A 12,935-nucleotide genomic window follows, 5' to 3' on the forward strand; every position below is an offset into this window, starting at 1 on the left:
GCCGCCACGGCCCTGGCCGTTGCCGCCGCGCCCCTGGCCGTTGCCGCGGCCGCGCTGGCGGCGCTGGCGGTCGCGCTGGCCGCCGCCGCGCTTGCCGCCCGGACCACCCGCGCCGCCTCCGGCGCCGCCGGAGGCCGGAAGCTCGTCGTCCAGGCGCAGGGTCAGCGAGATCCGCTTGCGCTGCAGGTCGACGTCCAGCACCTTGACGCGGACGATGTCGCCGGGCTTGACGACGTCGCGCGGGTCCTCCACGAACTTGTCGGACATCGCGGAGATGTGCACGAGGCCGTCCTGGTGCACGCCGACGTCGACGAACGCCCCGAACGCCGCGACGTTGGTGACCACGCCCTCCAGGATCATGCCCGGCTTGAGGTCGCCGAGGGTGTCGACGCCCTCCTTGAACTCGGCCGTCCGGAACGCCGGACGCGGGTCGCGGCCGGGCTTCTCCAGCTCGGCCAGGATGTCGGTGACGGTCGGCAGGCCGAAGGTGTCGTCGACGAAGTCGGCGGGCTTGAGCGAGCGCAGCGCGGCGGTGTTGCCGATCAGGCCCTTGATGTCGGTGCGGGCGGCGTCGAGGATGCGGCGCACCACCGGGTACGCCTCCGGGTGCACGCTGGACGCGTCGAGCGGGTCGTCGCCGCCGGGGATGCGCAGGAAGCCCGCGCACTGCTCGAACGCCTTCGGGCCGAGCCGCGGCACCTCCTTGAGCCCGGCGCGGGTGCGGAAGGGGCCATTGGCGTCGCGGTGGGAGACGATGTTCTCCGCCAGCGTCTCGCCGATGCCCGACACGCGGGTCAGCAGCGGCACCGAGGCGGTGTTGACGTCGACGCCGACGGCGTTCACGCAGTCCTCGACGACGGCGTCCAGCGAGCGCGACAGCTTCACCTCGGACACGTCGTGCTGGTACTGCCCGACCCCGATCGACTTGGGGTCGATCTTGACGAGCTCGGCCAGCGGGTCCTGCAGCCGGCGGGCGATCGACACCGCGCCGCGCAGCGACACGTCCAGGTCGGGCAGTTCGCGGGCGGCGTAGGCGGACGCCGAGTACACCGACGCGCCCGCCTCCGACACCATGATCTTGGTGAGTCCGAGGTCGGGGTGGCGGGCGATGAGGTCGGCGGCGAGCTTGTCGGTCTCGCGGGACGCGGTGCCGTTGCCGATCGCGACCAGCTCGACGTCGTGGGCGCGGGCGAGCCGGGCCAGGGTCTCGATCGACTCGTCCCACCGGCGGCGCGGCTCGTGCGGGTAGATGGTGTCGGTGGCGACGACCTTGCCGGTGGCGTCCACGACGGCGACCTTCACGCCGGTGCGCAGACCCGGGTCCAGGCCCATGGTGGCGCGGGTGCCGGCGGGCGCGGCCAGCAGCAGGTCGCGCAGGTTGGCGGCGAACACCCGCACCGCCTCGTCCTCGGCCTCCTGGCGCAGCCGGGTGCGCAGGTCGATGCCCAGGTGGACCTGGATGCGGGTGCGCCAGGCCCAGCGCACCACGTCGTTGAGCCAGCGGTCGGCGGGCCGGCCCTGGTCGACGATGCCGAAGCGCCGGGCGATCTCCACCTCGTAGGAGCTGCGCGCGACCGGCTCGTCGCCGGTCTCCTCCGGCTCCAGGTCGAGGTCGAGGACCTCCTCCTTCTCGCCGCGGAACAGCGCCAGGACGCGGTGCGAGGGCAGCTTGTCCAGCGGTTCGGCGAAGTCGAAGTAGTCGGCGAACTTGGCGCCGCTCTCCTCCTTGCCCTCGCGCACCTTGGACACCAGGCGGCCGCGGGACCACATCCGCTCGCGCAGCGCGCCGATCAGGTCGGCGTCCTCGGCGAACCGCTCGACGAGGATCGCGCGGGCCCCCTCCAGCGCCGCGGCGGTGTCGGCGACGCCCCTGTCCTGGTCGACGTAGGCGGCGGCCGCCTCCTGCGGGTCGTTGGCCGGGTCGCCGAAGAGCAGGTCGGCCAGCGGCTCCAGGCCCGCCTCGCGGGCGATCTGCGCCTTGGTGCGGCGCTTGGGCTTGTAGGGCAGGTAGATGTCCTCCAGCCGCGCCTTGGAGTCGGCGGCGATGATCTGCGCGCGCAGCTCGTCGGTGAGCTTGCCCTGCGACTCGATGGACTCCAGGATCGCGGCGCGCCGCTCGTCCAGCTCCCGCAGGTAGCGCAGGCGCTCCTCCAGGGCGCGCAGCTGCCCGTCGTCGAGGGCGCCGGTGGCCTCCTTGCGGTAGCGGGCGATGAACGGCACGGTGGCGCCGCCGTCGAGCAGCTCGACGGCGACGCGGACCTGCCCTTCGCGCACGCCGAGTTCCTCGGCGATGCGCTGGGCGATCGGCGCGGCGCCGGGGACGGCGCGGCCGTCGGCCGCCTGGGCGGGGTTCGCTGTCTGCGTGTTGGACGCTGTCACGTTCTTGGATTCGCTTTCTCCGCTGGGTTCGCCAGTGCATTGTCCAGGGAATCGGCCCGCTTGTCGCGTCGCCCGCGCGGATCGGCGAGGCCCCGCGTCGGTCGCGGGCGCCGCGGATGGTGGGGTTTCACCCACCCCCCGAGTGCCCGCAGGTGGGGCTAGGCCCCTGCCGACCCTGCCCGTGGACGAACACAATGGGCGAGTCGCGTCACGATACGAGAGGGGAAGCGGTGAACCAGAAAGTCGGCGGCCGCTTCTGGAAGACGGCGCAACGGGGGCTGCTGTCCTGCCTGCGCGGCCTGATACGGGCGATTCTGTCGCTGGCGGCGGGGATCCCGTTGTTCGTCCTGAGCGTGGTCTCCATCGCCTTGATCCCCGTGGGGGTGGGGCTGGTCCTGGCCCCGCTCGCACTGACCGGCGTGCGCCTGTTCGCCGATCTGCAGCGGGTGTGGGCGGCTGAGTGGTCCGGCGTGCCGGTTCCCAGCCCGTACCGTCCGCTGCCCGCACGGGGGCCGCTGCGGCGGCTGCGGGGCATGCTGGCCGACCCCGCGACGTGGCGTGACCTGTTGTGGACGCTGCTGAACGCGCCCGTCGGGCTGCTGCTGAACCTCCTGCCCCTGGCCATGGTGGTGTACGGGCTGGAGGGCGTCGTCGTGGCCTCGTGGCTGGGGCAGGTCGCCGGATACGGGTGGGGCCCGTTCTGGCCGCTGGGCGACTGGGGCGTCGTCGGCGTCGCCGGATGCCTCGTGCTAGGCGCCCTGCTCACGCAGGCCGGGCTGCGGTGGGGGCCGCACATCCTCAAGGGGTACGCGCTGTTCGTCCAGTCGCTGCTCGCGCCCACCCGCGGCGCCCTGCAGGAGCGGGTGCGGCGGCTCACCGAGACGCGCGCGGACACCGTGGACGCCTCGGCAGCCGAGCTGCGCCGCATCGAACGCGACCTGCACGACGGGGCGCAGGCCCGGCTGGTGGCGCTCAGCATGAACATCGGGCTGGCCGAGGAGCTGATGAAGCAGAACCCCGAAGCCGCGCAGGAGCTGCTGGCCGAGGCGCGGGCCGCCAGCGGGCAGGCCCTCACCGAGCTGCGCGACCTGGTACGCGGCATCCACCCGCCGGTGCTGGCCGAGCGCGGCCTGGACGGCGCCGTCCAGGCGCTGGCGCTGTCCCTGCCGCTGCCCGTCGACGTGCGGATCGACGTGCCGGGACGGGCCGAGGCGCCGGTGGAGTCGGCGGCGTACTTCGCCGTGGCCGAGATGCTGGCCAACGTGGTCAAGCACAGCGGCGCCCAGCGCGCCTGGGTACAGATCGAGCACGACGGCGACCGGCTGCTGATGCTCGTCGGGGACGACGGGACCGGCGGCGCCGACCCGGGGCGAGGCAGCGGCATGCGGGGGATCGAGCGGCGGCTGGCCGCCTTCGATGGCACGATGGCCGTGACCAGTCCCCCGGGCGGACCCACCGTCGTGACCATGGAGCTGCCGTGCGCGTTGTCATCGCCGAGGACCTCGCCCTCCTGAGGGACGGCCTGATCAGGCTGCTGGAGGCGTTCGGGTTCGAGGTGGTGGAGGCGGTCGACAACGGGCCGTCCCTGGTGCGGGCCCTGACCACCCACCGTCCCGAGGTGGCGGTGGTGGACGTGCGGCTGCCGCCGACGTTCACCGACGAGGGGTTGAAGGCGGCGCTGGAGGCGCGCAAACAGATCCCGGGCCTGCCGGTCCTGGTGCTGTCGCAGCACGTGGAGCAGCTGTACGCGCGCGAGCTGCTGTCCGACAGCACCGGCGGCGTCGGCTACCTGCTCAAGGACCGGGTCTCGGACGTCGGCCAGTTCGTCGACGCGGTGCGTCGGGTGGCGGGGGGCGGCACGGCGCTGGACCCGGACGTGGTGGCCCAGCTGCTGACCAAGCGGGCCCGGGAGGAGCCGCTGCAGGCGCTGACGCCGCGCGAGCGCGAGGTGCTGGGCCTGATGGCCGAGGGACGGTCGAACGCGGCGATCGCCGCCCGCCTGTTCGTGACGGAGAAGGCGATCAGCAAGCACACCAACAGCATCTTCGGCAAGCTCGGCCTGCCGCCGTCGGAGGACGACAACCGCCGCGTGCTGGCCGTCCTGGCCTACCTCGGCGCCTGACCGGCGGCCGCCGACGCTAGGCGGCCCACGGCGGGACGATGCGGTCGGTGCCCTTGGGGGCCATCTCGCATCCGTCGCCGACGCCGTCGGGGTTGTAGACGCGGCCGCCCGCCGCCGCGGCCACCACGGCGACGAAGCCGCCCTCGGTGGTCACCCGGCGGGGAACGTCGGCGGCCATCACCACGGTGTCCCCGGCGGCCGCCTCCAGGACGCGGCCGCCCAATTCGATCGTGGCGTCGCCGTCCAGGAAGCTCCACACCTGCTCGGCGTCGATGGCGTGCAGCGGGCCGCGGCGTCCGGCGGGCATGTCGACGCGCCACACGGCGACCGCGCCGGTGCCGCCCTGCGTGGGCGTGGCGAGGGTCGTCATCAGGGCGTTGGGCGTCCGGGTCCGGCGCGCGTCGGCGTCGCGTACGAGGGTCATGTCCGTTCACCCCTAGGATAGACAACAAGGTTGTCCATATAGTCAACGAGGTTGTCTTTTATGTCAACTCCGGGGTACGAGCTGCCGCTGCGGCTGCTGATGGGCTTCCGCGCGATCATCGATGAGCTGCACGCGGAGCTGGCCTCCCAGGGACATCCGGACCTTCGCCCCATGCACGGCTTCGTGTTCCAGGCGATCGGGCCGGACGGCACGACGGCCGCCGAACTGGGCCGCCGCCTGGGCGTGTCCAAGCAGGCCGCGGGCAAGACGGTCGAGCACCTGGAACGGCTCGGGTACGTCACGCGGGGCGGCGATCCCGCCGACGCGCGGCGCAAGGTCGTCCGGCTGACCGACCGCGGCCTCGACGCGCTGGCGCGCTCGGCGCGCGGCTTCGACCGCATCCGCGAGCGCTGGGAGCGGACGCTCGGGGCCGACCGGCTGGCGGCCGTCGAGGAGGGCCTGCGGACGATGACGCCGGCCGACCATTTCCCGCTCGACGTCCCCGGCTGGTTCGGAAATCTGTGAACCGGGCGCGGCGGCCGCGCGTACCAAGGCGCGTCCCGCGCGCGGCGAGGCCCGCGGCCCCGCGCGGCCCCGGCAGGGCGGGCGGAGCGGCGACCGTACGTCCGCAGGCAGCCGCACAGACCACCGCGGCGCCGCGGAATCGGCGGTCAGGGGCCTCTTGATGGGGCGGGCGGCCGCGGCTACGATCCAGCTAATTCTTAGGAAACTTTCCTAAGAGTGGCGCCGAACGGACGCCGTGGCCCCCCGCCGTGACCCGCCGACCATCCGCCTCGCACACCCGTACACCGCGCCGCGCGACGCGCGCACCTCGGGCATGGCGGCACGGGCCCGCGCTCCTCGGCCGATCGGGGTTTCCGACTGGTTTCGGGGGACGAGCGAACGGAGAAGCATGTCCAGATCGGGCGGACGGCGGGCGATCGCCCTCGCCGGCGCACTGACGCTCGCGGCGGCCGGAACTGCGGTCGTCGCACCCGCGGCCGCTACCGCGGCGGCCGCGGTCACCGCGACCTGTACCAAGACCTCCGACTGGGGCACCGGCTTCGAGGGCAAGTGCACCATCACCAACGGGACGGCCACGGCCCTCTCCGGCTGGAAGCTGGAGTTCGACCTGCCGTCCGGCACGTCCATCGGGTCCACCTGGGACGCCGCCAAGACCGTCTCGGGCAACCACTACACGTTCACCAACGTCGGCTGGAACGCCACCGTCAACCCGGGCGGCACCGCCTCGTTCGGCTTCGGCGGCACCGGCTCCGGCTGGATCTCCGGCTGCACGGTCAACGGCGGCGCGTGCGACGGCAGCGGGCAGCCCGGCGGCGACACCCAGGCCCCGTCCGCGCCGGGCAACCTGCGCTCCACCGGCAAGACCTCCACCAGCGTCACGCTGGCGTGGAACGCGGCGAACGACAACGTGGGCGTCACCGCCTACGACGTGTACCGGGGCGACACCAAGGCCGACACCGTCACCGGCACCACGGCCACGGTGTCGGGCCTGTCCCCCAGCACCGCCTACACGTTCACGGTCAAGGCCCGGGACGCGGCGGGCAACACCTCTCCCGCGTCCAACGCCGTGTCGGTCACCACCGACGCCGGCGGCGGCGACCCGGGCCCGTCCGGCGGCAAGGTGATCGGCTACTTCGCCCAGTGGGGCGTCTACCAGCGCGGCTACCACGTCAAGAACATCGACACCAGCGGGTCGGCCGCCAAGCTCACGCACATCAACTACGCCTTCGGCAACGTGCAGAACGGCCAGTGCACGATCGGCGACAGCTACGCCGACTACGACCGGTTCTACAGCGCCGCCGAGAGCGTCGACGGCCAGGCCGACTCCTGGGACGCCGGCGCGCTGCGCGGCAGCTTCAACCAGCTGCGCAAGCTGAAGAAGAAGTACCCGCACCTGAAGGTGCTGTGGTCGTTCGGCGGCTGGACCTGGTCCGGCGGCTTCGGGCAGGCCGCCGCCAACCCGGCCGCGTTCGCCGACTCCTGCTACAAGCTGGTCGAGGACCCGCGCTGGGCGGACGTGTTCGACGGCATCGACATCGACTGGGAGTACCCGAACGCCTGCGGGCTGACCTGCGACAGCAGCGGCCCGGCCGCGTTCCGCAACCTGATGTCGGCGCTGCGGCAGCGGTTCGGCTCCGGCAACCTCGTCACCGCCGCGATCACCGCTGACGCCACGGCGGGCGGCAAGATCGACGCGGCCGACTACGCGGGCGCCGCCCAGTACGTCGACTGGTACCTGCCGATGACGTACGACTTCTTCGGCGCCTGGGACGCCGCGGGCCCGACCGCCCCGCACTCGCCGCTCACCTCCTACCCGGGCATCCCCCGGGAGGGCTTCAACTCCGACGCGACCATCCAGAAGCTGAAGTCCAAGGGCGTCCCGGCGAGCAAGCTGCTGCTGGGCATCGGGTTCTACGGCCGCGGCTGGACGGGCGTCACGCAGAGCGCCCCGGGCGGCTCGGCCACCGGCCCCGCGCCCGGCACCTACGAGCAGGGCATCGAGGACTACAAGGTGCTCAAGGGCCGCTGCCCGGCCACCGGCACCGTGGGCGGCACCGCGTACGCCCACTGCGGCAACCAGTGGTGGAGCTACGACACGCCCGCCACGATCGGCGGCAAGATGACCTACGCCAAGAACCAGGGGCTGGCGGGCTCGTTCTTCTGGGAACTGAGCGGCGACACCACCAACGGCGAGCTCATCACCGCCATGCGCAACGGCCTCGGCTGATTCCCGCCGGACCGTCCGCCGGGTGACCGCCGCCGCGCAGGCGCCTCAACGATCATCCGACGGGCCGGGCCCCTGACGGCTCCACGATCGGCCGTCAGGGGCCCTTCCACGTATCGGCCCGCTGCGCCGGTCGCCTGTGTCAGTCGTCCAGGACGGGCGCGAGGGCGTCGGCGAGAGCCCGCAGGTAGTCGTCGGCGTCGCCCGGCACGTCCGGGTACTCCTTGCGGAACTCGTCCCAGTCCACGCCGCCGCGCAGGACGCGGCGCAGGCCGGGCTCCCCCGCGCCGGCGGCGGCGAACGTGTCGCGCAGCAGCCGCGCCGACGGCGTGACGTGGCGGGACAGCAGCCACGCGTCGTACAGGTCCTTGCCCTGCGGGTACGGGTCGGTCACCAGCCACAGCACCTTCCACGCCAGCGACACCTCCGGCGTGGCGGCGTTGAGCAGGGCGGGCTCGCCGCCGTCGCCGCGCGGGACGAGCGTGGGCTCGGGCGGGCCGGGCAGCTCCTCCCCGAAGACGAAGTCGAGCTGGACGGTGCCGTGCGGCAGGCCGTCGGTCCTCCAGTGCAGCAGGAGCCTGCAGCCGGGCACGCGGTCATAGGTCCAGATGTCCTCGGTGACGGCGCCGTCGGCGCGCACGCGTACGTCGTCGTCCGCGGAGACGTGGTCGGCGATCGCGGCGATGCCGTCCATCATCCGGCGGGTGCGCCCCTCGGGCATGCGCCACGACGTGGGCAGCACCACGAAGTCAAGGTCGCCGGGCTCGCGGGCGGCCTCCCCGTACCAGGCGCGCAGCAGGACGCTGCCGCGCAGCACCAGGTTCTCGGCCCACGGCGAGTCGCCGACCGCGGCGAGCACGTGGTCGACGGCGCGGCGGCGCGCCGCGTACCAGCGGGCCTCCTGCTCGGCGGACGCGAACCGCGGCTCGCCCGCCCGCATCGCCATGAAGTGCTGGACGAGCGCGGGGTCGAACACGGGCCGCTGGACGGCCCCTGGCACCGGACGCAGCGTCGCGGGCAGGCCGAGGCGGCGGCGCGTCCCGGCGTCGGGGGTGTCGTGCGGAACCTCGTCGTCGGCCGGCCAGGGGCCGTGGTCGAAGTCGTCCCACCGGGTCGTCATGGCGCGGCCTCCGTGATCCAGCCGTCGTCGAGCGAGACGTCGTCGTCGAACACCACGAACTCGCGTTCCACGGACGCGATGCCGTGCCCCCGGGCGCTGAGCACGGCGGTCAGGGCGTCCAGGCGCCGTCCGGCCGTCCGCGCGCCGACACCGTGGCAGCGCTGGGTGACGAACCGTTCGCGCCTGCCGTCCGCGCGGACGCGGCGCGCGTTGCGCGACAGGTGCGCGGCATGCGGGGCGACGGACGCGGCCAGGGCGGCGGTGTCGTCACCGGCCTCCAGCAGCAGCTTGATGTGGTGTTCGAAGTAGTACGGGCCGCCGGCGTCGGCGTCGGACGCGGGGACGCCGTCGTTCCAGGGCGCGGCCTCGATCTTCGTCCGGCGCACCGTGAAGCCGCCCGCGCGCAGGTCGTCGGCGGCGCGCTCGGCGGCGGTCCGGGCCTGGGCGAGGGTCCCGCTCGTGCGCTGCGTCAGCATCGGCTGGGAGCAGACGCGGCCACGGTCCAGGACGATGTGCGCGAACTTCAGGCCGTGGTCGGCCGCCCAGCGGGCGAGGGCCTCGATCTCCTCGTCGCCGTGGCACCGCACCGTCAGATGCGTTTCAAATTCGCCAGTTAAGCGCATGAACCGGGATTATCCAGACCGGTTCTCCGCACGGCACCCCGATTTCCGGCACGGGTAGATTCGCTGATGTGGAAGGGCCCAACTCCGTCGAGGCGGTGCTGTTCGACCTCGACGGCACGCTGATGGACCACGAGGCGGCGGCGTCGCAGGCGGTCGTACGGTCACTGCCCGGCTTCGACCCCGAGCACCTGACCCGCCGCTGGCAGGAGCTGACCGAGATCACCATGAACCGCTACCTGGCGGGCGAACTCGGCTTCACCGAACAGCGGCGGCTACGGATCACGACACTCGCCGGCGAACTGGGCCTCGGCGCCTGGGATGCCGACCGCGCCGACGCCTGGATGACCGAGTACCAGCGGCATTACCGGGACGCGTGGCGCGCCTACCCCGACGTGCGGCCCGCCCTGGATGAGCTGGGGCGGCGCGCGCTGCTGCTGGGCGTCATCACCAACGGAGACGCCGCCCAGCAGCGCGCGAAGGTGCAGCGGATCGGTCTCGGTTCCCACCTGCCGTACGTGGTGGCGTCGAGCGAGGCGGGGGCCGCCAAGCCCGACCCGGCCATCTTCCGCCGCGCCTGCGCGGGCCTGGGGCTGGCCCCGCACGCGGTCGCCTACGTCGGCGACCGGCTGCACACCGACGCCCTCGCCGCGGCGTCGGCGGGCCTGCACGGAGTCTGGCTCGACCGCCCCGGGGGAACCCGCGTGGAGGCGGACGGGGACGCCGGGCCGAAGGCCCCCCAGGTCCACCGGATCACCACTCTTGCCGACCTCTCCGACCTCTTCAGTCGGTTTTGAGCACGGCTTCGATGTCGAGGGTGATGTCGATCGAGTGGGCCAGCACCACGGCGCCGCCGGGGACGGTGCCCTCGCCACCGACCCCGAAGTCGAGCCGGTTGATCCGGCCGGTGGCGGTGAACCCGGCGCGGGCGCCCTTGGACGGGTCCTCCAGGAAGTAGTCGGGGCCGAAGCCGCCGAGTTCCAGGCGCAGCGGCACGGGCCTGGTCACGTCCTTGATGGTCAGCTCGCCGTCCAGCGCGAACGCCTCCCCGTCGGGCCGCAGGCCGGTGGAACGGTAGGTGATCGTCGGATACCGGTCGGCCTCGAAGAAGTCGGCGTTGCGCAGGTGGGCGTCGCGGTCGGCGTTGCCGGTGTCCACCGAGGCCACCTGGATGGTGGCGGTCACCGCGGACTCCAGCGGGTCGTCCGCGGTGACGATCTCGGCGGTGAAGTCGCCGAAGCGTCCGCGGACCCTGGCGACCATCAGGTGCCGGATCGAGAACGCCACGCTGGAGTGGACCGGGTCCACGACCCAGGTTCCGGCGACGTAGCCGGGGATCTCGACAAGGTCGGTCGTCATCGTGTCTCCTTGAGTTCCGGATGGTAAGCGGGTTCCCCTCCATGCCTGACTTACGGATGGGAACTGGTGCCATCCTGCGGAAAGGCAAAGCGGACGCACAAGAAGGCACTTATTTCTGCCGTGGTCACAGGGAGGGAACCATGGAGGTCAGACCCGATGCCGGGGCGTGCGACGGTCCGGTCGCGATCCACTCGCGGGAGATCCTCGGCCGGGTGGGCGACAAGTGGTCGCTGTACGTGATCGCGCACCTGGGCACGGAGACCAAGCGGTTCACCGAGCTGAAGAAGGACATCGAGGGCATCAGCCAGCGGATGCTCACCGTCACCCTGCGCGGTCTCGAACGCGATGGCCTGGTCTCCCGCACCGTCTACCCGGTGATGCCGCCCCGCGTCGACTACGCCCTCACCCCGCTCGGCCGCACCCTGCTGGACGCCGTCGGCACCCTCGTGACCTGGGTGGAGACCCATCTGGAGGAGGTCGTCGAGGCCCGCTCCCGCTACGACGCCCGCGCCCGGGAGGAAGCCGCCCTCACCGCCCGCTGACGGCCGGAACTCCGCGGGCCGCCCCTCAGGAGGGGAGGTCGGCGTCGCAGAAGACGCACACGTAGTGGGCGTCCTTCACCAGGTTGAGCTCCCCGCAGCACGGGCAGTGGCGGAAGACGAACACGTCCGTGAAACCGCCGGGGTGCGGCACTCGCGCCCGGTCGAGCGCGGCGGCCACGGCGGGCCAGCATCCTGCGTCCGGGCAGTAGCCGGTGGACTGGTTGGTGACCCCGGTGACGGCCCAGCGTCCTTCGCGGCCGTCGAAGGCGATCTCTCCGGCGGCCAGCACGGGGCGGCCGCCGGCGCACGCCACGTGCTCGCTGCGGCGCGGCGCGATCAGCAGCGTGCCGTCCCCGTCCACGACGAAGGTGAACGGCTCGTCGCGTTCGTCGCGGCGCTCGGCGAGCCATTCGTCCAGGTCGGCCGGGGAACGGACGGGCCGTCCCGCCACCCCGTCGACCCGCCGAAGGATCTCGGCCGGCCCGACGTACTCGTACGGCATACCGGCGACCCTACGGAAAATCCGGACGAGGCCGCGGACCACGAACGGTCACCGTCGAACGCACGAGGCCGTCCTCAGGCGGACGCCGAGTCAGACGGCGCCGTCATTTTCCCGAGGCGTAAAGTCGGAAGACGCGCGCGATTGTCAGAGGAACCGGCTAAAACGATCACATGTCTCACGTTCCACCGATGATCCACTCCGCCACCGCGTCAGGCCCGGCGTACCTGCTGGTCTGGGAGCGGCTGCCCGACGGCGTCTGGGGCGCCCGCATCGCCTGGATCGAGATGGAGGGCGAGTCCTGGAAGGGCCGCACCGCCCATGTCACCGCCGACGACATCGCCAAACTGGACGGCCAGGACTACTCCACCGTCCCCCGCCGCAATTCCTGACGCCCCGCCCCCGACGACACCATCACCGGCAACCACCCGCCCCATTGCCCTGTGACAATGCGGCATATTCGGGTGGCCCTTACACCCCGAGGGCAGTCCCCCATAAGAGGGGCGCTTTCGCGACTGACACCGCACAGGTTGACGAAGGCACCTCCACCAGGGCGCCGGGGAATGTCGCACGGCCACACGTCGGAGACCATCGGGGCACATGACACTCAACATGGCCCCCCGCGAACGCCTCCACAACCCGCCAGGCGTCACGCCCCGACCATGCCGAAACACGCCTCCCATGCGGAACACCACCAGCAGCACCGCGGCCAAGCTGCCGCAGCCATTCCAGCCATCCCACACAACCGGCCCCAACAGCCGAGCCACCGCAGCGCCGCTGTCCAGCGCGACCAGCAGCACCACGCCAACGCCAACGCCAACGCCAACGCCACAGCCGAACAACCACCGCAGCAAAAATCGACGAAACAGCCCACACACCACACCGGCCCAAAACAAGCGGACGCCCAAACAGCAGCGCCCGGCTGTCCCCTTGAGTTCCAAATCAGTGCGACCTCAGGCTGTGTGGATGAACGCGGCGGCCCGGCAGCATGGGTTGGCGCCTCCGCTGGGTCCGCAACGGCATGTCGCCGCGGCGCTGGCAGCGCGGCTGGGCGCGGGGACGCGGCGCAGGCACGCAGCGCGGGGACGCGGCGCGGGGACGCGGCGCAGGCACGCAGCGCG

General features: G+C 72.6%; 13 protein-coding genes. 7 read left to right on the forward strand and 6 right to left on the reverse strand.

Annotation, left to right across the window (positions count from 1 at the left end):
- Nucleotides 1-2,304 (reverse strand): Tex family protein (locus tag ABD811_RS25450; protein ID WP_344952768.1); only part of this gene is annotated, 2,304 nt, incomplete at its 3' end.
- 305 nt (nucleotides 2,305-2,609) lie between these two features.
- Between ABD811_RS25450 and ABD811_RS25455 the strand changes: the two genes are divergently transcribed.
- Together ABD811_RS25455 and ABD811_RS25460 are read left to right on the forward strand one after the other, a co-directional pair.
- On the forward strand, nucleotides 2,610-3,893 hold the full coding sequence (locus ABD811_RS25455; RefSeq protein WP_344952510.1) for a sensor histidine kinase: 1,284 nt from the start codon (nucleotides 2,610-2,612) through the stop codon (nucleotides 3,891-3,893).
- Nucleotides 3,857-4,501 carry a LuxR C-terminal-related transcriptional regulator gene (locus ABD811_RS25460; protein ID WP_344952512.1) on the forward strand — a complete coding sequence of 215 codons (645 nt, stop codon included), beginning with the start codon at nucleotides 3,857-3,859 and terminating at the stop codon, nucleotides 4,499-4,501. The genes ABD811_RS25455 and ABD811_RS25460 overlap by 37 nt, the downstream gene beginning before the upstream one ends.
- Nucleotides 4,502-4,517: 16 nt before the next feature.
- Here ABD811_RS25460 and ABD811_RS25465 read toward each other — a convergent pair whose 3' ends face one another.
- Nucleotides 4,518-4,925 (reverse strand): cupin domain-containing protein, encoded by a 408-nt coding sequence (locus ABD811_RS25465; RefSeq protein WP_344952514.1) that lies wholly within the window; start codon nucleotides 4,923-4,925, stop codon nucleotides 4,518-4,520.
- A 60-nt stretch (nucleotides 4,926-4,985) separates the two neighbouring features.
- On the opposite strand from ABD811_RS25465, the gene ABD811_RS25470 reads away from it, so the two are divergent.
- Both ABD811_RS25470 and ABD811_RS25475 read left to right on the forward strand, forming a co-directional pair.
- Nucleotides 4,986-5,450 carry a MarR family winged helix-turn-helix transcriptional regulator gene (locus ABD811_RS25470; protein ID WP_344952516.1) on the forward strand — a complete coding sequence of 155 codons (465 nt, stop codon included), beginning with the start codon at nucleotides 4,986-4,988 and terminating at the stop codon, nucleotides 5,448-5,450.
- 388 nt (nucleotides 5,451-5,838) lie between these two features.
- The gene (locus ABD811_RS25475) at nucleotides 5,839-7,677 is read left to right on the forward strand and encodes a glycosyl hydrolase family 18 protein (RefSeq protein WP_344952518.1); all 1,839 of its coding nucleotides are present in this window, start codon (nucleotides 5,839-5,841) and stop codon (nucleotides 7,675-7,677) included.
- A gap of 139 nt (nucleotides 7,678-7,816) precedes the next feature.
- Here the strand turns inward: ABD811_RS25475 and ABD811_RS25480 are convergent, their stop codons facing one another.
- Nucleotides 7,817-8,794 (reverse strand): nucleotidyl transferase AbiEii/AbiGii toxin family protein, encoded by a 978-nt coding sequence (locus ABD811_RS25480; RefSeq protein ID WP_344952520.1) that lies wholly within the window; start codon nucleotides 8,792-8,794, stop codon nucleotides 7,817-7,819.
- Nucleotides 8,791-9,417, reverse strand: coding sequence for a hypothetical protein (locus ABD811_RS25485; protein WP_344952522.1), 627 nt, complete (start codon nucleotides 9,415-9,417; stop codon nucleotides 8,791-8,793). Before ABD811_RS25485 ends, ABD811_RS25480 begins: the two co-directional genes overlap by 4 nt.
- A 68-nt stretch (nucleotides 9,418-9,485) precedes the next feature.
- On the opposite strand from ABD811_RS25485, the gene ABD811_RS25490 reads away from it, so the two are divergent.
- Complete coding sequence (locus ABD811_RS25490; protein WP_344952524.1) at nucleotides 9,486-10,211, forward strand: HAD family hydrolase; 726 nt, start codon at nucleotides 9,486-9,488, stop codon at nucleotides 10,209-10,211.
- Here ABD811_RS25490 and ABD811_RS25495 read toward each other — a convergent pair.
- Nucleotides 10,198-10,773 (reverse strand): YceI family protein, encoded by a 576-nt coding sequence (locus ABD811_RS25495; RefSeq protein WP_344952526.1) that lies wholly within the window; start codon nucleotides 10,771-10,773, stop codon nucleotides 10,198-10,200. The two genes, ABD811_RS25490 and ABD811_RS25495, sit on opposite strands and share 14 nt — an antisense overlap.
- Before the next feature lie 140 nt (nucleotides 10,774-10,913).
- On the opposite strand from ABD811_RS25495, the gene ABD811_RS25500 reads away from it, so the two are divergent.
- Nucleotides 10,914-11,315: a winged helix-turn-helix transcriptional regulator gene (locus tag ABD811_RS25500; protein ID WP_344952527.1), complete on the forward strand. Its 402-nt coding sequence runs from the start codon at nucleotides 10,914-10,916 to the stop codon at nucleotides 11,313-11,315.
- 25 nt (nucleotides 11,316-11,340) lie between these two features.
- Here ABD811_RS25500 and ABD811_RS25505 read toward each other — a convergent pair whose 3' ends face one another.
- Nucleotides 11,341-11,817 carry a hypothetical protein gene (locus ABD811_RS25505; RefSeq protein WP_344952529.1) on the reverse strand — a complete coding sequence of 159 codons (477 nt, stop codon included), beginning with the start codon at nucleotides 11,815-11,817 and terminating at the stop codon, nucleotides 11,341-11,343.
- A gap of 188 nt (nucleotides 11,818-12,005) precedes the next feature.
- Between ABD811_RS25505 and ABD811_RS25510 the strand changes: the two genes are divergently transcribed.
- A complete protein-coding gene (locus ABD811_RS25510) occupies nucleotides 12,006-12,206 on the forward strand; it encodes a hypothetical protein (protein ID WP_344952531.1) in 201 nt (66 codons plus the stop codon).
- Nucleotides 12,207-12,935 lie beyond the last annotated feature (729 nt).

Origin of the sequence: Actinomadura miaoliensis, from assembly GCF_039536785.1 — a bacterium.
GTDB classification, from domain to species: Bacteria; Actinomycetota; Actinomycetes; order Streptosporangiales; family Streptosporangiaceae; genus Spirillospora; species Spirillospora miaoliensis.